We start from the raw sequence: 21,584 nt of genomic DNA, 5'->3' as shown, positions 1-21,584 counted from the left end.
AACGGTGACTTTGATGCTACTCACAGTGTCATCGCGGATGGCGTGGAATCACCCAGGAAGCGGACGAGCACCTCGTCGCCCTCGGCCAGCTCGGTCACCTCCGGCGGCACCTCGATCAGGCAGTCGCTCAGCGCCAGCGCCGACAGCAGGTGCGACCCCGGCCCGCCGACCGGCGTCACCACCCGGCCCGACGCCGGGTCGTAGGCCCCACGCCGGAACTGGGTGCGCCCGGCGGGCGAGGTGATCGCCTCGCTCAGCCGCGCCCGCGCGATGGGCCGCTCCACCCGCGCGAACCCCATCGCCGCGCGCAGCGCGGGCCGGATGAACACCTCGAACGACACCTGCGCGCTGACCGGGTTGCCGGGCAGCGTCGCCACCGCCACGCCCAGGTAGCGGCCCGCGCCCTGCGGCCCGCCCGGCTGCATGGCCACCCTGGTGAACTCCACCCCGCGCCCGGTGAGCGCGTCCTTGACCACCTCGTACGCCCCCGCGCTGACCCCGCCGGAGGTCAGCAGCAGGTCGAAGCCGGGCAGCCGCGCGGCCACCGCGTCGTGGAACCGCGCCACGTCGTCGGGCACGAACCGCAGCAGCTCCGCCTCGCCGCCCGCCTCGCGCACCGCCGCGGCCAGCATCACGCCGTTGGACTCGTAGATCTGCCCCGGCCGCAGCGGCTCGCCCGGCGCGACCAGCTCCGAGCCGGTGGACAGCACCAGCACCCTGGGCCGCCTGCGCACCGGCAGCCCGGCCAACCCCAGCGCCGCCGCCAGGCCCAGCTGGGCGGGCCCGAGCGGGGTGCCCGCGCGCAGCACCGTCGCGCCCGCCGCCACGTCGTCGGCCGCGCGCCGCACGTTCGCGCCCTCGGCCACGCCGCGCTCCAGCCGCACCACCTCGGTGCCGCCGTCGGTCCACTCCACCTGCACCACCGCGTCCGCGCCGGGCGGCAGCGGCGCGCCGGTCATGATCCGGTGCGCGGTGCCCGGCTCCAGCGGCGGCACGTCCGTGCGGCCCGCCGGGATGTCCTGCGCCACCGGCAGGGACACCGGCGCGCCCGCCACGTCGGCCGCGCGCACCGCGTAGCCGTCCATGGCCGAGTTGTCGAACGGCGGCAGCGACACCGGCGCGACCAGGTCGGCCGCCAGCACCAGGCCGAGGCAGTCGGCCACCGGCGCGGTCACCACGGGCATCGGGCCGACCAGCTCCGCGATCCGGGCGCGGTGGTCGGCTACGGCGGTGAGGGGGCTCGGCACGGCGCCCATCCTGCCGCGCCCGTGCGAGACTGCTCCGACCGGCCGTCACACCCGGTGCTGGGGAGGGGGATTGAGGTGCAGGTCCGGACGCGGCACACGCCGACTTCGGGAGTGGCCAGGCTGGTGCTGGCGCCCGCCGAGCCGGTGCTGGTCGAGCGGTCCTCGTTGCTGGCCACCAGTTACGGCGTGGGGGTCGACGCCCGCGTCAAGGGCAAGGGCGTGCGCGCCGCCCGCTGCACCGCGGGCCCCGAGGGCGGCTGGGTGGACGTGGCCCCGCCGCTGCCCGGCGACCTGCACGTGCTGGAGCTGGACGGCACCGCGGGCTGGTGCCTGGCGGGCAACAGCTGGCTGGCCTGCGCGGGCACGGTCGGCTTCGACCCGGCCGCGCCCCCGCTGCGCGCCCTGCACGGCGGGGACAGCGGTTTCCTCAACTACGCCTTCGGCACCGGCTCGGTGGTGCTGGGCTGCTACGGCGAGCTGGACGTGGTGACCCTGGCGCCGGGCGAGCTGGTGACCGTGGACAGCGGCCACGTGCTGGGCTTCGCCGACACCCTCCAGTGCAGGCTGCGGGCGCTGTCGCCGGACGCGTCGCAGTCCGTGCGCACCGGCGCGGGCCTGGTGCTGGACTTCGCCGGGCCGGGCCTGGTGCTGACCAGGACGCGCAGCCCGCGCGGGCTGGCCACCTGGTTGCGGGACAACGGACTCAGCCCGCGCGGATGACCCCGCGCATGACTCCGTAAGGGGGTATCGGCGACCCCCTCGCTGCCTCTAGCGTGGCGCTTTGCTCAGGTATTTCTCGAAGGAGGACGTCTTGGCTGTCGGCACGGTCAAGTGGTTCAACTCGGAGAAGGGGTACGGCTTCATCGCCGCCGACGGCGGGCCGGACGTCTTCGTGCACTACTCGGCGATCCAGATGGAGGGGTTCCGCACCCTCGCGGAGGGCGACCGCGTGGAGTTCGAGATCCAGGCGGGGCGCGACGGCCGCAGCCAGGCGTCGGACGTCCGAAAGGCATCGTGACTCCCGCCCGGCCCGTCCCAGCGGCGGGTCGGGCGGTTTTCCGGCGCGTCGGCCCGAACCCGGCGCGGCGGGCTTCCGGCGGGCGTTAGGCTGCCTCGCGTGTCGGACGACCTGACTGGGCGACGGCTGGGCCACTACCGGATCGACGGGGTGCTCGGCCGCGGTGGCATGAGCGTGACGTACAAGGCCACGGACGTCCGGCTCGGGCGCAAGGTGGCGTTGAAGGTCATCGGCGAGCACCTGACCGCCGACGCGGAGTTCCGCGAGCGCTTCGTCGACGAGGCGCGCAACACCTCGGCGATCGACCACGCCAACATCGTGCCGCTGTACGACTTCGACGAGGTCGACGGCCTGCTCTACATCGCCATGCGGCTGGTCGACGGCCACGACCTGGCCAGCCACATCAAGGACGGCCCGCTCTCGCCCGCGCGCACGCTGACGCTGCTGGGGCAGGTGGCCGAGGCGCTGGACATGCTGCACGGCAAGGGCCTGGTGCACCTCGACGTCAAGCCCGCCAACGTGCTGGTCACCACCAAGGAGGCCGCGCGCGAGCACGTCTACCTGGCCGACTTCGGGCTGACCCGGCGCGGCGCGACCGGCCACCGCACCCGCACCGGCGACTTCCTCGGCTCGCCCACCTACGCCGCGCCCGAGCACCTGCGCGGCGAGCCGCTGGACGGCCGCACCGACCAGTACGCGCTGGCCTGCATGGTGTTCGCCTGCCTGAGCGGGCGGCCGCCGTTCCAGGGCGGGGTGCAGGACGTGATCCAGGGGCACCTGGGCTCGGAGATCCCGGCGCTGAGCTCGCTGGTGGCGCTGCCGCCCGCGATCGACGACGTGCTGCGCAAGGGCGCGGCCAAGGAGCCCGCCCAGCGCTTCGCCTCCTGCCAGGAGCTGATCGCGGCGGCGCGGGCCGCGCTGGGCGGTGCGGCGCAGCAGAGCACCCCGCCGCCCCGGCGCGCCGAGCAGGGGCCGCACTCGGGTCCGCTGCCCACCCCGCTGCCCCAGCAGTCGGGTCCGCTGTCGGGTCCGCAGTCGGGTCCGCTGTCGGGTCCACTGGCCCAGACCGGCCCGCACAGCGGCGGCCTGCCCGCGCAGCAGCCCTACCGCCCGGCCGGCTACCAGCAGCCCGGCTTCCCGTCCGAGCCGGTGCGGCTGCGCCCGCCCGCCCCGGTGGGCGCCAGCGCGTTCGCCGACACCGGCCGCGCCAGGCCGCCGTGGTTCCTCCCGGTGGTCGTGGGCGCGGCGGCCATCGCGCTGATCGTGGTGCTGGTGGTGATCCTCATGCCCAAGGACGAGCCGACCCGGCCCTCCAGCGGCACGTCCAGCACCGGCCAGTCCATCCCGGTGGGCGAGGCCACCACCTCGGGCAAGCCGCTGCCCACCAGCGTGTCGGTTCGCTCGACCCGGTGACCTGCGCTTCTTGCACTCGACGGCGGTGAGTGCTAAACACGGTTCTGGCACTCGGGACTGCCGAGTGCCAGCACGCAGGCTGGGACGGTGAGGCGCGGCCACGGGGATCCCGTGACCGGGTCGTCCGTCGCGGGCACCGAGCCTGGCCGAAGCACCGTGTTCCGCTGAGGACGCACGTCCCCAGTGGCCCCATACGCGATTTAGGCGGAGGAACACACCGCAATGGCCAAGATGATCGCCTTCGACGAGGATGCCCGCCGCGGCCTTGAGCGCGGCATGAACACCCTCGCGGACGCCGTCAAGGTGACGCTCGGCCCGAAGGGTCGCAACGTCGTGCTCGAGAAGAAGTGGGGCGCGCCGACCATCACCAACGACGGCGTCTCCATCGCCAAGGAGATCGAGCTCGAGGACCCGTGGGAGAAGATCGGGGCCGAGCTCGTCAAGGAAGTGGCGAAGAAGACCGACGACGTCGCCGGTGACGGCACCACCACCGCCACCGTGCTGGCCCAGGCGCTGGTCCGCGAGGGCCTGCGCAACGTCGCCGCGGGCGCCAACCCGCTCGGCCTCAAGCGCGGCATCGAGCAGGCCGTCGACGCCGTGATCGAGCAGCTGCACAAGACCGCCAAGGAGGTCGAGACCAAGGAGCAGATCGCCGCCACGGCGTCCATCTCCGCGGGCGACTCGACCATCGGCGAGCTGATCGCCGAGGCCATGGACAAGGTCGGCAAGGAAGGCGTCATCACCGTCGAGGAGAGCAACGCGCTCGGGCTCGAGCTGGAGCTCACCGAGGGCATGCGCTTCGACAAGGGCTACATCTCGGGTTACTTCGTGACCGACCCGGAGCGGCAGGAGGCGGTCCTGGAGGACCCGTACATCCTGCTCTACGGCTCCAAGATCTCCACGGTCAAGGACCTGCTGCCGCTGCTGGAGAAGGTCATGCAGAGCGGCAAGCCGCTGCTGATCATCTCCGAGGACGTCGAGGGCGAGGCCCTGGCGACCCTGGTGGTCAACAAGATCCGCGGCACGTTCAAGTCCGTCGCGGTCAAGGCCCCCGGCTTCGGCGACCGCCGCAAGGCCATCCTGCAGGACATCGCGATCCTGACCGGCGGCCAGGTCATCACCGAGGACGTCGGCCTCAAGCTGGAGAACGCCGACCTGTCGCTGCTGGGCAAGGCCCGCAAGGTCGTCGTCACCAAGGACGAGACCACCGTGGTCGAGGGCGCCGGTGACGCCGAGCAGATCCAGGGCCGGGTGAACCAGATCCGCGCCGAGATCGAGAAGTCGGACTCCGACTACGACCGCGAGAAGCTGCAGGAGCGCCTGGCCAAGCTGGCCGGTGGCGTGGCGGTCATCAAGGCCGGTGCCGCGACCGAGGTCGAGCTCAAGGAGCGCAAGCACCGCATCGAGGACGCGGTGCGCAACGCCAAGGCCGCCGTGGAGGAGGGCATCGTCGCCGGTGGTGGCGTGGCCCTGCTGCAGGCCGCCGAGGCCGCGTTCGCGGGCCTGAAGCTGGAGGGCGACGAGGCCACCGGCGCCAACATCGTCAAGGTCGCCGTGGAGGCCCCGCTCAAGCAGATCGCGGTCAACGCCGGTCTCGAGGGCGGCGTCGTGGTGGAGAAGGTCAAGGGCCTGCCCGTCGGCCACGGCCTCAACGCCGCCACCGGCGCGTACGAGGACCTGCTGGCGGCCGGCGTGCCGGACCCGACGAAGGTCACCCGCTCGGCGCTGCAGAACGCCGCGTCGATCGCCGCGCTGTTCCTCACCACCGAGGCCGTCGTGGCGGACAAGCCGGAGAAGGCCTCGGCCGCCCCGGCCGTGCCGGACGCCGGCGGCATGGACTTCTGATCCACGCCTGACGCGCTGACGAGAACAGGGCCCGGTCCGCTTCGGCGGACCGGGCCCTGGCTCGTTCAGCGGTTCCCGCGGCTCACAGCATGATCGTCGGGGTGACCACGGTGCGCCCCCGCTCGCCCCTGGAGTCGACCAGGTGCACCACGATCTGGGTGGTCCCCGCGGGCACGTCGGAGAGCACGAACCGGCCGCCGTCGTCGGCCGTGGTCGTGCTCGACTCGTGCTCGGCCACGCGCACCTCGACGGTGTGCTCCCCGGCGGGCACCAGCCAGCCGTCGATGCGGTGCCGCGCCCCGGTGGAGGTGAAGTTGACCATCAGGGTGAGGTTGTCCACCGTGAAGGTGATGGTCCCCGGCTGGCCGCCGCGCACCCCGGCGAAGGAGCCCGCGCGCTCCCAGCGCGCGACCTCCACGTCGAGGCTCTCCAGCGCGACGGCGAACTGAATTCGCTCCACCAGGTCCGCAGGCGGTGGGTCGAGCTCGTGCACCAGCCGGTTCAGCTCGGTGAGGACGGCGGTGTCCTCTTGGCCTCTGCGGTCATCGCGCGGGTCGATGTCGTTCACCGCGATCCTCCTTCCGCTTCAAGATGCGTGCGCAGCGTGTTCAGGCACCGGCCCCTGGTGGGGCCGATGCTGCCGCGCGGGATGGACAGTGCTTCCGCGACCGCGCGGTACTCCGCCCGCCCGGCCAGCACCGTGAGCCGCAGCAGTTCTTGGCACCGCTGCGACAACTTCCCGAACGCGCGCCACAGCCGGTGGTCGCGGTCGTCCACCAGCGCGGCGTCCTCGGGCAGCCCGTACTCGCTCTCCAGCTGCTCGGCCAGCTCGTCGGACAGCGCCGCCTCCCGGCGGGCGGGGGTCCAGGTGCGCTGGGCCTCGCGCCGGGTGGCCACGACCAGCCAGCCCACCAGCGCCCTGGGCTCGTTGAGCCGGTCGAGGTGGCGCAGCAGGGCCAGCCAGACCGTCTGCACCACGTCCTCGGCGGTGCTGCGGTCCAGCCCGTTGCCCCTGGCCACGTGCCAGACCAGCGGGGTCAGGTCGGCGACCAGCACGTCCAGCGCCCTGCGGTCGCCCGCTCGGGCGGCGATGACGCAGGCGGCGTGGCGGTCCGCCCCGGCCAGTCCCTCCCACGGCGGGCGTTCTCCGGTCGTGCGCAGCTCACCCACGTCGTCACCTCCTCCTCGGCGTACCCAGCCGTAGCCGATCGTCACACACGTCCCTCCTCACAGCGCGGGGCGGTCCGCACCACCTCTCCCGCAGCGCGGACCGCCCGGCGCTCCGGCGGCCACCTCGGTCGACACCCCTCGAAGCCGACCGAGGACGGGCCGCTCGTCCCCCCTCGGGTCTAGGTGGCTCCGGCGAGTGGCTTCGCGGTGGCCATGAGGTCCTCCCTGGTCGAGGTTCGAAGGGGCGGTCACCAGATAAGGAGTGAGTAGTTCTACGGTGGATACACCGCCCTCCGTTAACAGTTCACGGTCGTTCCGGAAGGTCGGTCCGGTCGCCCCTCGGCGATATGGTCCAGACCATGTTGGAAGTCATCGCTCTGCACGCGGCCGACGCCGAAGCCGCCCAAGCCGGTGGCGCGCACCGGCTGGAACTGGTCGCCGACATGGCCGCGGACGGCCTGACGCCGCCCACCGCCGTCGTCCGCGACGTGCTCTCCGCCACCGACCTGCCGGTCCGGGTGATGCTGCGCGACGCGCCGGGGTTCGCGCCCGGCGACCTGGCCGCGCTGCGCCGCCGGGCCGCCGAGTTGCGGGACGCCGGGGCCACCGAGTTCGTGCTGGGCTTCCTGGACGCGAACGGCTGGGTCGACCGGGCCGCGTGCGCCGAGGTGCTGGCCGAGCTGGAGGGCTGCCGGTGGACCTTCCACCGGGCGCTGGACAACTCCGCCGACCCGGAGGCGGCGTGGCCGGTGGTCGCCGGGCTGGGCTGCGACACCGTGCTGGCCGCGGGCAGCCCGCGCGGGGTGGCCGACGGGCTGCCGGTGCTGGAGCGGCTGGCCGCGCGGCAGGGCGAGGTGCGGCTGCTGGTCGGCGGCGGGCTCAAGCGGGAGCACGTGGCCCCGCTGAAAGCGGCGGGCGCGACCGCGTTCCACGTGGGCAGCGCGGTGCGGCCGGGGGGCTGGGACGCGCCGCTGTCCGCCGGGGCCGTGCGGACCTGGGCGAATCTGGTCTAGACCGTTCGGCCATTCGGACATAGCATCCCCGTTGCTTCCCATGAAATACCTGTTGCACATAGTGCAACCCATGGAAGGGGTGTCGGAGATGCGGTTCGTGGTGCTGACCGCCGTGGCGGTCGCCGCCCTGGCAGGCTGCTCGCCGGTCCAGTCCGGTCCGGCCGCCTCCGGCGGCGACGAGCAGACCGGCCAGCTGCGGGTCTGGCTGTTCGACGAGGTCAACCGGGGCCCCAAGGAGGCCGTGGTCAAGGAGGCCGTCACCGAGTTCCAGGCCGCCCACCAGGGCGTCACCGTGGACGTGCAGTACATCCAGGTGCAGACCCGCGCCGAGCGCTTCAAGGCCGCCTTCAGCGACCCGCAGAGCGCGCCCGACGTGGCCGAGTTCGGCAACACCGACCTCGCGGGCTACGTCGCGGGCGGCGGCTTCGGCGAGCTGGACCTGTCCTCCTGGGCCGACGGCCAGGACCTGCTGCCCGCCGTGCTGGAGACCGGCAAGGTCGACGGCAAGGTCTACGGCCTGCCCTGGTACGTCGGGGTGCGCGCGCTGTACTACCGCACCGACGTGTTCAGCGAGCTGGGCCTGCAGCCGCCCGCCACGCTGGCCGACATCGCCCCGCTGGCCAGGAGGATCCGCCAGGCCAAGCCGGACATGCTGGGCATCTCCGCGGGCGGCAAGTACACCTACGGCGCCATGCCGTTCGTGTGGGCCAACGGCGGCGACATCGCCCGCGAGGACGGCGGCAAGTACGTCGCCGCCATCGACAGCCCCGAGTCCAAGGCGGGCCTGAAGCAGTACACCGAGCTGATCGCCGACGACATCTGCCCGCCCGCCCAGTGCGCGGCCAACGGCGGCGACGCCAGCGTGGAGGCCTTCCGCGCGGGCAAGGCCGCGATGGTCATCGGCGGCGACTTCAACCGCAAGTCCGTCGACGCCTCCACCGCGGCGGGCAAGTACGCCGTGGTCCCGCTGCCCGGCAAGGACAGCGGCTCCATCGCCCCGGCGTTCGCGGGCGGCAACCTGCTCGGCGTGATGAAGGGCAGCCAGCGCAAGACCCTGGCCACCCAGTTCGTCCAGCTGCTGGGCGGCAAGGTCTACCAGCGCAAGATGTTCGACGCCATGGGCAACCTGCCCACCTTCGGCGACGTGCAGGCCGAGGTCGCCGAGGCCGACCCCGCGCTGGAGCCGTTCACCAAGACCCTGGAGGCGGGCACCAAGTTCGTGCCGGTGACCCCCAACTGGGCCAAGGTCGACGCCCAGGGCGTGCTGCCCACGCTGATCCAGCAGGTCGCCACCGGCGAACAGGACCTGGACGGCGCGGCCAAGGCCGCCGCCGACCAGATGAACGCCGCGTTCTCCTCATGACCCACGGCGTGACCCGGCGGGCCGGTCGGGGCGAGGGGCGCACCGCCTACGCCTACCTCGCCCCGGCCCTGCTGGTCCTGGTCGGGCTGATGGGCTACCCGATCTACCAGCTGGTGCTGATCTCCCTGTTCGACTACGGCCAGGAGCAGGTCAGCGGCGGCGCGCCGCTGACCTTCCTGGGCCTGGACAACTACGCCACCCTGCTGGCCGACCGGCAGTTCTGGTCCGTGCTCGGGCAGACCGTCGCGTTCGCGGCGTTCTGCGTGGTGGGCACGCTGCTGGTCGGCACGGCGCTGGCCGTGCTGGCCACCAAGGTCCGCACCTGGGCGCGGATGGTGCTGTTCCTGGCCGCGCTGGGCGCCTGGTCCACCCCCGCCGTGGCGGGCTCGACGATCTGGCTGTTCCTGTTCGACGCCAACTTCGGGTTCGTCAACGAGGTGCTGGGCACCACCGGGTTCTCCTGGATGTTCGGCAAGTGGACCGCGTTCGGCGTGGTCGCCGCCGAGGTGATCTGGTGCTCGTTCCCGTTCGTCATGGTGACCCTGTACGCGGGCATCAAGGCGATCCCCGGCGAGGTGCTGGAGGCCGCGGCGCTGGACGGCGCGTCCACCTGGCGCACCACCCGCAGCGTGGTCCTGCCGCTGCTGCGGCCGCTGCTGATCGTGGTCACCATCCAGTCGATCATCTGGGACTTCAAGGTGTTCACCCAGATCTACGTGATGACCAGCGGCGGCGGCATCGCGGGCCGCAACCTGGTGCTCAACGTCTACGCCTACCAGCAGGCGTTCGCCGCCTCCGAGTACGGGCTGGGCGCGGCCATCGGCGTGGTCATGACGCTGTTGCTGCTGCTGGTCACCCTGGGCTACCTGCGGGCGCTGCGGCGCAGCGGGGAGGAGTTGTGATGCCCCGAGGACTGAGCCGCGGCTTCTACGAGGCGATCACCGTCGTCATCGCCGGGATCATCGCCTTCCCGCTGTACTGGATGGTGCTCACCGCGCTCAAGCCCGAGGACGAGGTGATCTCGGCCGACCCCCGGCCGTGGACCGCCGAGCCGACGCTGGACAGCTTCGTGCGCGCGCTGACCGTGCAGAGCTTCGGCCGCTACCTGGCCAACAGCCTGGTGGTGGCGCTGGCGGTGGTGCTGCTGAGCCTGCTCATCTCGTTCCTGGCGGCCACCGCGCTGACCCGGTTCCGCTTCCGCAGCCGCACCACGCTGCTGGTGATGCTGCTGGTGGTGCAGATGGTGCCGGTGGAGGCGCTGACCATCCCGCTGTTCTTCGTCATGCAGTCGGTGCGCGACGTGGCCCCCGCGTTCGGCCTGAACCACCTGGGCTCGCTGGTGCTGGTGCACCTGGCGTTCAGCCTGCCGTTCGCGATCTGGATGCTGCGCGGGTTCGTCGCGGCGGTGCCGGTGGAGCTGGAGGAGGCGGCCACCCTCGACGGCGCCTCCCGCTTCCGGTTCCTGTGGCAGGTGCTGTTCCCGCTGGTGGCGCCGGGCCTGGTGGCGACCAGCGTGCTGTCGTTCATCCACGCCTGGAACGACTTCCTGTTCGCCAAGACGTTCATCATCTCGGCGGCGGAGAACCAGACGCTGCCGCTGGCGCTGCAGGTGTTCATCAAGCCCGACCAGAACGACTGGGGAGCGATCATGGCCGGGTCGACCCTGATGACCATCCCGGTGCTGGTGTTCTTCGTGGTGGTGCAGCGCAGGCTGGTGGCCGGGCTGGCCGGGGCGGTGAAGTCGTGATCCTGCCCAAGCCGGTGCGGTTCACCAGGGGCGACGGCGAGGTCGAGTTCTCCGGCCGGGTCGAGGTGCGCGCGGTCGACGGCCCGGCCGAGGGCTACCGGCTGTCCATCTCGGACTCCGGGGTCGTGGTGGAGGCCGCCGACGAGGCGGGGGAGTTCTACGCGCGGCAGACGCTGCGGCAGTTGAGCGGGCCGGACGCGTTCCGCGCGGCCCCGATCCACGACGGGCCGGTGCTGCTGCCGGTGTGCCGGGTCGAGGACCACCCCCGGTTCGCCTGGCGCGGGTGCCTGATCGACGTGGCGCGGCACTTCCTGCCCAAGGCCGACCTGCTGCGGTACGTGGACCTGCTGGCCGCGCACAAGCTCAACGTGCTGCACCTGCACCTGACCGACGACCAGGGCTGGCGGTTCGAGTCCAAGCGCCACCCCCGGCTGCACGAGGTCGGCGGCTGGCGGCCGGACTCGCGGTGGGGCGACCGGCGCGGCGGGCTGATGACCGGCCGCCCGCACGGCGGCTACTACACGCAGGACGACCTGCGCGAGGTGGTGGCGTACGCGGCGCGGCGGCACATCACCGTGGTGCCCGAGATCGACGTGCCCGGCCACTCGCAGGCGGCCATCGCGGCCTACCCGGAGCTGGGCACCGAGGGCGGCGGCGTGTGGACCGACTGGGGCGTGAACCCCCGCGTCCTCAACGCGCACGAGTCCACTGTGGACTTCTACCGGGACGTCTTCGACGAGCTGCTGGAGGTCTTCCCCAGCGAGGTCATCGGCCTGGGCGGCGACGAGGCGCCCGGCGGGGACGGCCGGTTCGTGCGGCGGATCGCGCAGCACCTGGTCAGTCGCGGACGTCGCCCGTACGGGTGGGACGAGGTGCTGTCGGTCGGGCCGCTGCCGGTGAGCACCGTGGTCGCCGCGTGGCGCGACGAGGAGGCCGGGCGGGCGGCGCTGGCGCGCGGGCACGACGTGGTGATGTGCCCGGAGCGGCACGTGTACCTGGACTACCGGCAGTCCGACCGCCCGGACGAGCCGATCCCGGTGGGCACGGTGCTGACGCTGGAGGACGTCTACCGGTACGAGCCGGTGGGCCGGGTGCTCGGCGCGCAGGCGAACCTGTGGACCGAGCACCTGGACTCCCCCCGGCGGCTGGACTACGCCGCCTTCCCGCGCCTGGCCGCGTTCGCCGAGGTGGTGTGGAGCCCCGCGCCGCGTGACGAGGCGGAGTTCCTGGCCCGGCTGGCCGAGCACCACCTGCCGAGGCTGGACGCGCTCGGCGTGGAGTACCGCCCCCTGGCCGGTCCCCGCCCCTGGCAGACCCTGCCCGGCGTCCCCGGCCACCCCCGCTGACGTCTGCAAGTACCACCCGAGGGGGGCCGGGTGGTACTTGCAGACGCGGTCAGTCCTCCTCGGGGACGAGGAGCCAGCAGGCGAGGTAGAGCACCGCGCCCGCGCCGAACCCGAACAGGGTCGCGGCGACGAGCAGGATGCGCAGCAGGGCCGCGTCCACGCCCAGCAGCTTGGCGACGCCGCCGCACACACCCGCCACCATCCGGTCGCTGCGGCTGCGGCGGAGCTTCTTGACCTTGTCGGTGGCCTGGTTGAGCACGTCGTTCGTCATGGCTCAAGCCTGCCGCGCGGCGCGTGCCACCACATCGGGGGCACACCCTGAGGTTCCCCGGACCCGCCGCGATGACCCTTAGGGCAGGGTTCAGGGGTCGAACGCACTCCCACCGCCCCGAACGCGGGCACAATCGGAGGATGACCGGGGCGTCGCGGTTCCGGCCCGACCGCTGGAGGGATCGCCCTTGCGTGAGGTGTTCGAGGACCTGGCCCGACGGGTGGCGGCGGGCCAGACGGTCGGCCTGGCCACGGTGGTCGCCACGTTCAGCTCCGCGCCCCGCCCGCCCGGCGCGGCGATGCTGGTCGGCGCGGACGGCGAGGTGGTGGGCAGCGTCTCGGGCGGCTGCGTGGAAGGCGCGGTCTACGAGCTGGCGCAGCAGGTGGTGGCCGACGGCGTCCCGGTGCTCCAGCGGTACGGGGTGAGCGACGACGACGCCTTCGCGGTGGGCCTGACCTGCGGCGGGATCATCGACGTGTACGTGGAACCGGTGTCGGCGCAAACGTTTCCGCAACTGCCCGAGGTGCTCGCCGCCATCCAGGCGCGGCAGCCGGTGGCGGTGGCGACCATCGTCGAGCACCCGGACCGGCTGGGCCGCAGGCTGGTGGTCTGGCCCGACCAGGTGGACGGCGACGTCGGCTCCGCCCGCGCCCGCGACGCCATCGCCGACGACGCCCGCGGCCTGCTCGCCACCGGCCGCAGCGGCACCCTGCACTACGGCCCGGACGGGCAGCGCCGCGGCGAGGGCATGACGGTGTTCGTCAACTCCTTCGAGCCGCCGCCCCGGCTGCTGGTCTTCGGCGCCATCGACTTCGCCGCCGCGATGGCCAGGATGGCCGCGTTCCTGGGCTACCGGGTCACCGTGTGCGACGCGCGGCCGGTGTTCGCCACCAAGTCCCGCTTCCCGGAGGCGGACGAGGTGGTCGTGGACTGGCCGCACCGCTACCTGGCCGCCGAGGCCGAGGCGGGCCGCTTGGACGAGCGCACCGCCGTCGCGGTGCTGACCCACGACCCGAAGTTCGACGTGCCGCTGCTGGAGGTCGCGCTGCGGCTGAAGCTGGGCTACGTGGGGGCCATGGGCTCCCGCCGGACCCACGACGACCGGATGCGGCGGCTGCGCGAGGCCGGGCTGAGCGAGGGCGAGCTGGCCGGGCTGTCCTCGCCGATCGGGCTGGACCTGGGCGCGCGCACGCCGGAGGAGACCGCGGTGTCCATCGCCGCGGAGATCATCGCGCTGCGCTGGGGCGGCGGGGGCGAGCGGCTGGCCCGCACCGACGGCGCGATCCACCACCCGCGCGGCTGACCCGCGCGAGCCGTGTCGCCCGATCGGGTCGGTGGGTGTGACCGTACGATCGGGATGTCCGGGAAGGGGGTGCGGCGGTGGTCGACAAGTTCCACGACCCCTTGCTCACGCCCAGGGAGACGGCCCGGCACCTCGCCATCCCCGAGTCGACGCTGTACTACTGGCTGGCCGAGGAGGCGGGCGGTGCGCCGCTCGTGCACCGGGTGGCCCCGGAGCGGCGCGGGTGGCCCTCGGTGCCGTTCGTGGCCGTCGTCGAGGCCTACGTGCTCCGGTCGTTGCGCGATCTCGGGCTGACCAAGAGCAAGGTCCGGGACGCGGCGGCAGCCGTGCGGGCGGAGTTCGGCACGCCGTACGGCCTGGCCACGAGGAAGATCGCGACAGACGGCATCGACATCTTCCTCGACTACGCGGAGGGCGACCTGGCCCGTGTCGGCGACCAGCAGCGCCCCATCCGGGAAGTCCTCGGCGGCTACCTCCGGTACATCACGTGGGACACCGAGGACGACTTCGCGGCCGCGTTGCGGCTGCGGCAGTACCCGGAGGTGGCTCCGGTGATCATCGACCCCCGGTTCAGCGGGGGATCGCCGGTGATCGAGACCAACCACGTCCCCGTCGACGCGGTGGTGGGCATGTGGCTGGCGGGCGATTCGATCAAGGCGGTCGCCTACGAGTACGACTTGACCCCTGAACAGGTCGAATCGGTGTGCCGAGTTGCCCAACGCGTCGCCGCTTGAGTTCTTCCTCGAGCGCGGGCTGGGTCGGGGAGTGGCCGGTGTCAGCGACCTTCCACGCGGCGCAGCCGGTCCAGCCACCGCGCCGTCGTCTCCCGGTCCGCCGCGAACTCCGCCATCCGGTCCGGCGTCGGGGGCTGCCGGGGCACCGGGAGGAACCCGTCCACCGGCCGCAGCGACGCCGACGTTACGTCCCCGTCCAGCAGCGACAGCGTCCCCAGGCCGCACGCGAAGTCCAGCTCCGGCAGCGCCCCGGCCAGCGCCAGCCCGGCCGCCATGCCCACCGAGGTCTCCACCGCCGAGGACACCACGCACGGCAGCCCGCACGCCTCGGCCACGCGCAGCGCCCGCCGCACCCCGCCCAGCGGCGCCACCTTGATCACCGCCACGTCCGCCGCGCCCGCCACCGCCACGCGCAGCGGGTCCTCCGCCCGCCGGATCGACTCGTCGGCCGCGACGCGCACGTCCACCCGCCGCCGCACGGCCGCCAGCTCGTCCAGGGTCGGGCAGGGCTGCTCGACGTACTCCAGCCCGCCCGCGGCCCGCTCCAGCTCCCGGATCGCCGCCACGGCCGTGTCGACGTCCCAGGCCGCGTTGGCGTCCACCCGGATCGCCCCGGACGGTCCCAGCGCGTCGCGGACCGCCGCCACCCGCTCCAGGTCCGCCCGCAGCGGCACGCCGGGGTCGGCGACCTTCACCTTGGCCGTGGCGCACCCGGACGCGGCCACCAGCGCGTGCGCGCGCTGCGGGTCCACGACCGGCACCGTGCAGTTGACCGGCACCCGGTCCCGCACCGGTTCGGGCCACCCCGCCGACGCGGCCTCGACGGCGCACGCCAGCCAGGGCGCGCACTCGGCGTCGGAGTAGTCGGGGAACGCGCAGAACTCGCCCCAGCCGCGATCTCCTTCCAGCAGCACGCCCTCGCGGACGGTGATGCCCCGGAAACGGGTGCGCATCGGGATCGAGTAGACGAACGCCACCGCGACATCCTAGGACCGCGGTCCCCGCTCCCGGCCGGGTCGGCGCGGGGGCGGACCGGTGGCTACCAGGTGGCGACCGGGTCCAGCGCGGCCACCCGCCGCAGCGCGCTGCCCGCCAGCTCCGGGTCCAGCTCCTCGGCCAGGATGCGCAGCGCGTCGCCGAACTGGTCCAGCCGCCGGTCCAGCTCGGCCAGCGCGCGGGTGGTCTCGGCGATGGCCGCCGCCAACCCCGGCCGGTTGGACGCCTTGGCCAGCGCCTCGCGCACGGTCCCGCTGTCGCGCAGCGCCACCAGCGCCTGCCACAGCGACCGCTCGACCCGCTCGACCCGCGCCGGGTCCAGCGAGGTGCGGTCCACGGCCAGGAAGTGCTCGCACAGCCGCCGGGCGCGCCGCCGCTGCTCCAGCGGGAACTGCTCGAAGTGCACGACGTCCTGCTCGCGCGCCAGCTTCACCACGTCCCACTCGGCCACCCTCGGCGGCACCAGCACGACCAGGCCCGCCAGCGCGAACGGCGCGCAGGCCAGCCCGGCGGCCCACCAGGGCGTGGCGCCGAGCACGGCCAGCGCGCCCGCCAGCGGCACCGCCGCGGGCAGCAGCACGCGCGCCCGGCCGTGCCGGACCCGCCGCCTGGCCTCCGCCGCCACCGCGGCGCGGTCCGCGCCGGGACGCCACATCCACCAGCGCGGCAACGGTGTCAGCCGCACCACCACGTTCATGCGTCCTCCGGTCCCCCAACCCGGTGACAACCTAGCGCGCACCGGGACCGCCGCCGGACGCGGTCAGCCGATCTTCGGTCCCAGCAGGTCGTCGGCGTCCACGATGCGGTAGGCGTAGCCCTGCTCGGCCAGGAACCGCTGCCGGTGCGCGGCGTAGTCGGTGTCCAGGGTGTCCCGCGCCACCACCGAGTAGAAGTGCGCCTGCCGCCCGTCGCCCTTGGGGCGCAACAACCTGCCCAGCCGCTGCGCCTCCTCCTGGCGCGAGCCGAAGGTGCCCGACACCTGCACCGCCACCGAGGCCTCCGGCAGGTCGATGGAGAAGTTGGCCACTTTGGACACCACGAGGGTGCGCAGCTCCCCGCGCCGGAAGGCGTCGAACAGCTGCTCGCGCTCCTTGTTCTTGGTGGAGCCCTGGATGACCGGCGCGTCCAGGGCCTCGCCCAGCGCCTCCAGCTGGTCCAGGTAGGCGCCGATGACCAGGGTCGGCTCGTCCTTGTGCCGGTCGAGGATGGCCCGCACCACGGGCAGCTTGGTGCGCGCGGTGGAGCACAGCTTGTAGCGCTCCTCCGGCTCGGCGGTGGCGTACTCCAGCCGCTCGTTGTCGGTCAGCGTGACCCGGACCTCGGTGCACTCGGCGGGCGCGATCCAGCCCTGCGCCTCGATGTCGCGCCACGGCACGTCGTAGCGCTTCGGGCCGATCAGGGAGAACACGTCGCCCTCCTGGCCGTCCTCGCGGACCAGGGTCGCGGTCAGCCCCAGCCGCCTGCGGGACTGCAGGTCGGCGGTCATCCGGAACACCGGCGCGGGCAGCAGGTGCACCTCGTCGTAGACGATCAGGCCCCAGTCGCGCGAGTCGAACAGCTCCAGGTGCTTGTACTCGCCCTTGGACTTGCGGGTGATCACCTGGTAGGTGGCGATGGTGACCGGGCGGATCTCCTTGCGCTCGCCGGAGTACTCGCCGATCTCGTCCTCGGTCAGCGAGGTGCGGGCGACCAGCTCCCGCTTCCACTGCCGCCCGGCCACGGTGTTGGTCACCAGGATCAGCGTGGTCGCCCCGGCCTCGGCCATGGCCGCCGCGCCGACCAGCGTCTTGCCCGCGCCGCAGGGCAGCACGACCACGCCCGAGCCGCCCGCCCGGAACGCCTGCGCGGCCAGCCGCTGGTAGTCGCGCAGCCGCCAGCCGTCCTCGACCAGCTCGATCGGGTGCGCCTCGCCGTCGACGTAGCCCGCCAGGTCCTCGGCGGGCCAGCCGACCTTGAGCAGCAGCTGCTTGAGCCTGCCGCGCTCGCTGGGGTGCACCACGACGGTGTCGTCGTCGATGCGCGCCCCGAGCATCGGCTTGATCTTCTTGTTGCGCAGCACCTCCTCCAGCACCGCGCGGTCGGTGGTGCTCAGCACCAGCCCGTGCGCCGGGTGGTTGGCCAGCTGCAGCCTGCCGAACCGGCCCATGGTGTCGACCACGTCCACCAGCAGCGGCTGCGGCACCGGGTAGCGGGAGAACCGCACCAGCGCGTCCACCACCTGCTCGGCGTCGTGGCCCGCGGCGCGCGCGTTCCACAGCGCCAGCGGCGTGACCCGGTAGGTGTGCACGTGCTCGGGGGCGCGTTCCAGCTCGGCGAACGGCGCGATGGCGGTGCGCGCCTCGTCGGAGAGCGGGTGGTCGACCTCCAGCAGCAGGGTCTTGTCCGACTGGACGATCAAGGGGCCGTCGGTCACGGAAGCGCACTCCTGTCGGTTGGCGTCCTCACCAGTGTTCCAACCGCGTGCAAGTACGCTGGCGGACGCCGTCACAGCACCGATCACAGCACCGACGCGAGGGTGGTCATGAGCACTGACGATGCGCAGCCGCAGCCGGGGGGCAACCGCAGGCGGGGGCTGATCGCCGGGTTGGCGGTGGTGGCCGCGGCCGCGATCGCCTTCGCGGTCTTCATGGTGGTCCGGGACGGCGGTTCACTCGCCGCGGGCGACTGCGCGGCGGTGCAGGGCGGGGCCTCGCAGGCCGAGGCCAAGCCGGTCGCCGCCGCCGCGGACTGCGGTGACGACAAGGCGGGCTACAAGGTCGGCAAGGTCGTCGAGGGCGCGGACGCGGCGTGCCCGGAGGAGGGCCTGTACACCGAGGCGCTGCCGGAGACCGGGTCCACCACGACGCTGTGCCTGCTGCCGAACATGGTCGAGGGCGCCTGCTACGCGCCGGACGAGCGCGGCGACGGGTTCGTCAAGTCCGACTGCGCGGGCGGGGACACGATCAAGGTCACCAAGGTCGTCCAGGGTTCCACGGACACCACCCAGTGCCCGGACAGCGCGGGCATGTCCTACCCCGAGCCCGCGGTCACCTACTGCCTGGCGCCCGCCGAGATGTGACCGCATGAGGTGAATCCGCTCAACCCGGAGCGCGGGTGCGCCGATGTCGTGGCCATGCGGAAGATCGGGTGGGGCGTCGGCGCGGCGGCTGTCGTGGTCGCGGGGGCGTGCGCGCTGGCCGTGGCGGGGCAGGACGGCCCGCGCCCCAGGCCGGGCGAGTGCGCGGCCGTGGCCGGGACCGGGGACGAGCCGCGCTACCGGCCCGCCGACTGCGGCTCCGAGCAGGCCAACGTCCGGATCGCGAAGGTGCTGGAGGAGGGGGAGGGCTGCCCGAAGGGCGGGGCCCGGTACTCCACCTACGCGGGCCCGTTCACGCTGTGCCTGATCCCCAACTTCGTCGAGGGCGCGTGCTACCGCGGCGACCGGCAGGTCGGGATGCGCCGGGTGGACTGCGCGGGCGCGCACGCCGTGCGGGTGGCCAAGGTGGGGACGGGCGAGGTGTCCTGCGGGTCGGACCGCGCGGTGGCCTACCCCGAGCCGTCGGTGACGTTCTGCCTGGCACGGGGGCCCGCCGCCCGGTGAGCGGAGAGGACGGCGACGGCATCGCGCTCAACCTCAACGCCGAGGAGGGCCACTGCTTCAAGGAGGAGGGCGACGCGGTCCCCGCCTGCTCGGCGGTGGCCTGAACGCGCCGAGGGCCTCCCGCGACGTTCCGGGAGGCCCTCGGCGACGGAGCGGGTCAGCCGTTCGCGTCCGGGGGCAGCAGCCCCTGCACGTCCAGGCGGCCGGGCAGCACGTCCTCGGTCTCCATCAGGTCGGCGACCCGCTGGAGCCGGACCGGGTTGAGCGAGAGCGGGAAGGTGCCCACCGACACCAGCGCCGCGGTCTGCTGGTCCACGTCGATGTAGCTGGTCAGCGCGTCCTGCACGGCCAGCTTGTTGTTGGTGGCGGCCTGCTGGGCGTCGCGCAGCACCGAGCGGAACAGCGCCAGCGTGTTGGGGTTGTCGTCGGCGAACTTCTTGCTCGACGCGTAGCCCGACATGGGCAGTTCCTTGGTGGGGCCGGTCGCGGTGTCGGTGACGATCCGCGCGCCGATGTCGCGCTGCGCCTTGGTGATGTGCGGCTCGATCATCCAGGCCGCGTCGACCTGCTTGGCCTGCATGGCGCTGACCATCTGCTCGAACGCCATCTCGCGCAGCTGGATGCCCTGCTTGCCCACGCCCGCGGTGTCCAGCACCGCCTTGGTGGTCAGCGCGCCGAGGTCGACGGTGCTGTTCACCGCGATCTTGGGGGTGGGCAGCGCGCCGGGGCTGTCGTACCTGCTGTCGATGGTGACCAGCGCCATCGAGTTGGCGCCCGCCTGGTAGGCCTCGCCCTGGATCTGCAGCTGGGTGCCCTCGGCCACGGCCTGGAACAGGTTCACGTGGCTGGCCCAGGTCACGTCCAGGGTGGTGTCGAGCTGCTTGATGCCCTCGTCCTCGTTGTTGAGGGGGACCAGCTGGACCTGCAGGCCCGCCCGCTCGAACAGCTTGTCGTTGATCGCGAGCCGCAGCGGGGCGACGTCGACCACCGGCAGCACGCCGATGCGCAGCGTGGTGCGCTCCACTTCCGGCCGGTCGCCGCTGTCGGTTCCCGGGATCAGCCCGCAAGCCGACAGAGTCGCGGCGCAGGCGATCAACGCCGCGGAACGTCGCAGAACACGCGCTGGGGTAGGCATGGCACCTCTCGCCCTTGACCTCGGGAGCGGGGTCGGTGTGATCACGGAATTGCCGACGAGGTGTCGACGTTCGGGGATGGTAACCACCCGTAGGTATGAAAAGACAGCCCTAGTCGATACGGTGAGTGCTTCCGGAGGCTTCCGTCGGGTAGGGGGCGGGCACTACGCTGCCGGCCGGGTGGCACGCCGTCTGCGCAGACTGCCGTGCACCCGCCCAGAGGTGGGGTGCCTAGCCGGCTCGACCGCCTCTGTGCTGCAATTCGGCCCGATTTCGAGTCCATGCTTCGGCTCTGGGGAGAGGCCGGGGAACACTGCTGCCGGAAGAGGAAGCCCAGGGTGGCCCGACGAGAGAGAGGTCCCAGCCAGACTGGCGTGGGGATTACACCGCGCTCCGATAGGCCCGAAACGGGTGACGGACTGGCTGCGCTGGGTGATGGAACTGTGACCGAACAAACGGGGACCGGGTCGAAGGCGGACGCTTCGCAGGACACCGCGCGCACCGCCGCGTGGCGTCTGCGCAACTGGCGGCTGCCGACCAAGCTGGGCGCCGTGCTGCTGATCCCCACGGTCGCAGCCGTCGCGCTGGGCGGGCTGCGGGTGCAGGCGGACCTGCAGAACGCCAGTGAGTTCAACCGCCTGGCCAACCAGGTCCAGCTGGAGTCCTCGGTCGCGAACCTGGTCCAGCAGCTCCAGCGCGAGCGCGACCTCAGCACCAGCCACGTGGCGTCGGGCAGGCAGCTCGACCGCGTGGTGCTGGACCGACAACTGCGTCGCGTCAACGACGCGACCGACACGCTCAACAACCGCATCGGCGAGCTCAGCGGGGATCTGGACGACGAGGTCGTCGCCCGGTTCCGCCGCGCCGCCGAGCAGCTCAACCGGCTCAACAGCCTGCGCAACGCGGTGCGCGAGACGCAGTACCCGCCGGACGCGGTGCTGCGCACCTACTCCGAGTCCATCGAGAACCTGCTCGACCTCGGCGAGCAGGCCATCGCCGGGATCGACGACCCCGAGCTGGTGCGGTTGCACCTGGCGACCAACGCCATGGCCCGCATCAAGGAGCAGGAGTCCCGCAAGCGCGGCATCATGCTGGACGTGTTCCAGCGCGGCGCCTTCGGTCCCGGCCAGCAGCGCGCGCTGCTGGCGGCCAACGCCGAGCTGGACGCGGCCCGCAACGACTTCCGCAAGTCGGCGACGCCGGAACAGGCCAGGATCTACGACGACACCGTCACCGGTCTGATCATCGACAACGCCAACGACATGCAGGAGTCGGCGCTGAACCTGGCCGACGCGGGCCAGAACTTCTCGTCCTCGCTGCGCCCCGGACCGTGGGACACCGCGGCCACGCTGACCGTGAACCTCACCGGCGACGTGGAGAAGCTGCTGCTGGAACAGCTGCAGAA

Annotated in this window: 22 protein-coding genes; 14 read left to right on the top strand and 8 right to left on the bottom strand. The window is 72.9% G+C overall.

Annotated features, from left to right (window positions below):
- Window positions 1–20 precede the first annotated feature (20 nt).
- Window positions 21–1,256 (bottom strand): molybdopterin molybdotransferase MoeA, encoded by a 1,236-nt coding sequence (gene moeA / locus IEZ00_RS01180; RefSeq protein ID WP_189221146.1) that lies wholly within the window; start codon window positions 1,254–1,256, stop codon window positions 21–23.
- A 66-nt stretch (window positions 1,257–1,322) separates the two neighbouring features.
- Between moeA and IEZ00_RS01175 the strand changes: the two genes are divergently transcribed.
- The 4 genes from IEZ00_RS01175 (at window position 1,323) to groL (ending at window position 5,523) form a co-directional block, all read left to right on the top strand.
- A complete protein-coding gene (locus tag IEZ00_RS01175; protein ID WP_189221145.1) occupies window positions 1,323–1,967 on the top strand; it encodes an AIM24 family protein in 645 nt (214 codons plus the stop codon).
- 91 nt (window positions 1,968–2,058) lie between these two features.
- Window positions 2,059–2,265, top strand: coding sequence for a cold-shock protein (locus tag IEZ00_RS01170; protein WP_033432301.1), 207 nt, complete (start codon window positions 2,059–2,061; stop codon window positions 2,263–2,265).
- A 99-nt stretch (window positions 2,266–2,364) separates the two neighbouring features.
- Entirely contained in the window at window positions 2,365–3,678 is a 1,314-nt protein-coding gene (locus IEZ00_RS01165) for a serine/threonine-protein kinase (protein WP_189221144.1), read from the top strand.
- A 222-nt stretch (window positions 3,679–3,900) separates the two neighbouring features.
- Window positions 3,901–5,523 carry a chaperonin GroEL gene (gene groL, locus IEZ00_RS01160; RefSeq protein ID WP_189221143.1) on the top strand — a complete coding sequence of 541 codons (1,623 nt, stop codon included), beginning with the start codon at window positions 3,901–3,903 and terminating at the stop codon, window positions 5,521–5,523.
- Between the two features lie 82 nt (window positions 5,524–5,605).
- Here the strand turns inward: groL and IEZ00_RS01155 are convergent, their stop codons facing one another.
- Both IEZ00_RS01155 and IEZ00_RS01150 read right to left on the bottom strand, forming a co-directional pair.
- A complete protein-coding gene (locus IEZ00_RS01155; protein WP_244992640.1) occupies window positions 5,606–6,028 on the bottom strand; it encodes a carboxypeptidase regulatory-like domain-containing protein in 423 nt (140 codons plus the stop codon).
- A 59-nt stretch (window positions 6,029–6,087) separates the two neighbouring features.
- Window positions 6,088–6,693, bottom strand: coding sequence for an RNA polymerase sigma factor (locus IEZ00_RS01150; RefSeq protein ID WP_189221713.1), 606 nt, complete (start codon window positions 6,691–6,693; stop codon window positions 6,088–6,090).
- 359 nt (window positions 6,694–7,052) lie between these two features.
- Here IEZ00_RS01150 and IEZ00_RS01145 point away from each other — a divergent pair, with 359 nt between their 5' ends.
- The 5 genes from IEZ00_RS01145 to IEZ00_RS01125 all read left to right on the top strand — a co-directional run bounded on the left by IEZ00_RS01145 (window position 7,053) and on the right by IEZ00_RS01125 (window position 12,162).
- Window positions 7,053–7,706 carry a copper homeostasis protein CutC gene (locus IEZ00_RS01145; RefSeq protein WP_229794873.1) on the top strand — a complete coding sequence of 218 codons (654 nt, stop codon included), beginning with the start codon at window positions 7,053–7,055 and terminating at the stop codon, window positions 7,704–7,706.
- A gap of 70 nt (window positions 7,707–7,776) precedes the next feature.
- Window positions 7,777–9,069: an extracellular solute-binding protein gene (locus IEZ00_RS01140; RefSeq protein WP_373293060.1), complete on the top strand. Its 1,293-nt coding sequence runs from the start codon at window positions 7,777–7,779 to the stop codon at window positions 9,067–9,069.
- Window positions 9,066–9,971, top strand: coding sequence for a carbohydrate ABC transporter permease (locus tag IEZ00_RS01135; RefSeq protein ID WP_189221140.1), 906 nt, complete (start codon window positions 9,066–9,068; stop codon window positions 9,969–9,971). The genes IEZ00_RS01140 and IEZ00_RS01135 overlap by 4 nt, the downstream gene beginning before the upstream one ends.
- Window positions 9,971–10,816: a carbohydrate ABC transporter permease gene (locus tag IEZ00_RS01130; protein WP_189221139.1), complete on the top strand. Its 846-nt coding sequence runs from the start codon at window positions 9,971–9,973 to the stop codon at window positions 10,814–10,816. Before IEZ00_RS01135 ends, IEZ00_RS01130 begins: the two co-directional genes overlap by 1 nt.
- Window positions 10,816–12,162 (top strand): beta-N-acetylhexosaminidase, encoded by a 1,347-nt coding sequence (locus IEZ00_RS01125; RefSeq protein WP_229795030.1) that lies wholly within the window; start codon window positions 10,816–10,818, stop codon window positions 12,160–12,162. Before IEZ00_RS01130 ends, IEZ00_RS01125 begins: the two co-directional genes overlap by 1 nt.
- Before the next feature lie 49 nt (window positions 12,163–12,211).
- Here the strand turns inward: IEZ00_RS01125 and IEZ00_RS01120 are convergent, their stop codons facing one another.
- Window positions 12,212–12,433, bottom strand: a complete 222-nt coding sequence (locus IEZ00_RS01120; RefSeq protein ID WP_189221137.1) for a PspC domain-containing protein — start codon at window positions 12,431–12,433, stop codon at window positions 12,212–12,214.
- 187 nt (window positions 12,434–12,620) lie between these two features.
- Here IEZ00_RS01120 and IEZ00_RS01115 point away from each other — a divergent pair, with 187 nt between their 5' ends.
- Both IEZ00_RS01115 and IEZ00_RS01110 read left to right on the top strand, forming a co-directional pair.
- A complete protein-coding gene (locus IEZ00_RS01115) occupies window positions 12,621–13,736 on the top strand; it encodes an XdhC family protein (protein WP_189221136.1) in 1,116 nt (371 codons plus the stop codon).
- Window positions 13,737–13,813: 77 nt separating this feature from the next.
- A complete protein-coding gene (locus tag IEZ00_RS01110) occupies window positions 13,814–14,470 on the top strand; it encodes a DUF433 domain-containing protein (RefSeq protein WP_189221135.1) in 657 nt (218 codons plus the stop codon).
- Between the two features lie 41 nt (window positions 14,471–14,511).
- On the opposite strand, the gene IEZ00_RS01105 is transcribed toward IEZ00_RS01110, so the two are convergent.
- The 3 genes from IEZ00_RS01105 to IEZ00_RS01095 all read right to left on the bottom strand — a co-directional run bounded on the left by IEZ00_RS01105 (window position 14,512) and on the right by IEZ00_RS01095 (window position 17,879).
- Window positions 14,512–15,447 (bottom strand): o-succinylbenzoate synthase, encoded by a 936-nt coding sequence (locus IEZ00_RS01105; protein ID WP_268248644.1) that lies wholly within the window; start codon window positions 15,445–15,447, stop codon window positions 14,512–14,514.
- A 62-nt stretch (window positions 15,448–15,509) separates the two neighbouring features.
- Window positions 15,510–16,163 carry a hypothetical protein gene (locus IEZ00_RS01100; protein WP_189221134.1) on the bottom strand — a complete coding sequence of 218 codons (654 nt, stop codon included), beginning with the start codon at window positions 16,161–16,163 and terminating at the stop codon, window positions 15,510–15,512.
- 63 nt (window positions 16,164–16,226) lie between these two features.
- Window positions 16,227–17,879: a DNA repair helicase XPB gene (locus tag IEZ00_RS01095; RefSeq protein ID WP_189221133.1), complete on the bottom strand. Its 1,653-nt coding sequence runs from the start codon at window positions 17,877–17,879 to the stop codon at window positions 16,227–16,229.
- 108 nt (window positions 17,880–17,987) lie between these two features.
- Between IEZ00_RS01095 and IEZ00_RS01090 the strand changes: the two genes are divergently transcribed.
- Entirely contained in the window at window positions 17,988–18,524 is a 537-nt protein-coding gene (locus IEZ00_RS01090) for an LppU/SCO3897 family protein (RefSeq protein WP_189221132.1), read from the top strand.
- Between the two features lie 54 nt (window positions 18,525–18,578).
- A complete protein-coding gene (locus tag IEZ00_RS01085; protein ID WP_189221131.1) occupies window positions 18,579–19,046 on the top strand; it encodes an LppU/SCO3897 family protein in 468 nt (155 codons plus the stop codon).
- 157 nt (window positions 19,047–19,203) lie between these two features.
- Here IEZ00_RS01085 and IEZ00_RS01080 read toward each other — a convergent pair whose 3' ends face one another.
- Window positions 19,204–20,070 (bottom strand): ABC transporter substrate-binding protein, encoded by an 867-nt coding sequence (locus tag IEZ00_RS01080; protein WP_229794871.1) that lies wholly within the window; start codon window positions 20,068–20,070, stop codon window positions 19,204–19,206.
- A gap of 552 nt (window positions 20,071–20,622) precedes the next feature.
- Here IEZ00_RS01080 and IEZ00_RS36085 point away from each other — a divergent pair.
- The coding region (locus tag IEZ00_RS36085; protein ID WP_229794869.1) for a nitrate- and nitrite sensing domain-containing protein at window positions 20,623–21,584 on the top strand (962 nt) is incomplete at its 3' end.

Origin of the sequence: Saccharothrix coeruleofusca (genome assembly GCF_014648515.1) — a bacterium.
Lineage (GTDB): Bacteria > Actinomycetota > Actinomycetes > Mycobacteriales > Pseudonocardiaceae > Actinosynnema > Actinosynnema coeruleofuscum.
Note: the sequence above shows the minus strand (reverse complement) of the source record. Positions and strands in the feature narration are given on the sequence as shown.

What these genes read in the sequence shown, in the direction of transcription:
- IEZ00_RS01135 (WP_189221140.1), top strand. Translation starts at nt 9,066, where the DNA reads ATGACCCACGGCGTGACCCGGCGGGCCGGTCGGGGCGAGGGGCGCACC.
- IEZ00_RS01085 (WP_189221131.1), top strand. Translation starts at nt 18,579, where the DNA reads ATGCGGAAGATCGGGTGGGGCGTCGGCGCGGCGGCTGTCGTGGTCGCG.
- groL (WP_189221143.1), top strand. Translation starts at nt 3,901, where the DNA reads ATGGCCAAGATGATCGCCTTCGACGAGGATGCCCGCCGCGGCCTTGAG.
- IEZ00_RS01140 (WP_373293060.1), top strand. Translation starts at nt 7,777, where the DNA reads ATGGAAGGGGTGTCGGAGATGCGGTTCGTGGTGCTGACCGCCGTGGCG.
- IEZ00_RS01100 (WP_189221134.1), bottom strand. Translation starts at nt 16,163, where the DNA reads ATGAACGTGGTGGTGCGGCTGACACCGTTGCCGCGCTGGTGGATGTGG.
- IEZ00_RS01090 (WP_189221132.1), top strand. Translation starts at nt 17,988, where the DNA reads ATGAGCACTGACGATGCGCAGCCGCAGCCGGGGGGCAACCGCAGGCGG.
- IEZ00_RS01130 (WP_189221139.1), top strand. Translation starts at nt 9,971, where the DNA reads ATGCCCCGAGGACTGAGCCGCGGCTTCTACGAGGCGATCACCGTCGTC.
- IEZ00_RS01120 (WP_189221137.1), bottom strand. Translation starts at nt 12,433, where the DNA reads ATGACGAACGACGTGCTCAACCAGGCCACCGACAAGGTCAAGAAGCTC.
- IEZ00_RS01145 (WP_229794873.1), top strand. Translation starts at nt 7,053, where the DNA reads ATGTTGGAAGTCATCGCTCTGCACGCGGCCGACGCCGAAGCCGCCCAA.
- moeA (WP_189221146.1), bottom strand. Translation starts at nt 1,256, where the DNA reads ATGGGCGCCGTGCCGAGCCCCCTCACCGCCGTAGCCGACCACCGCGCC.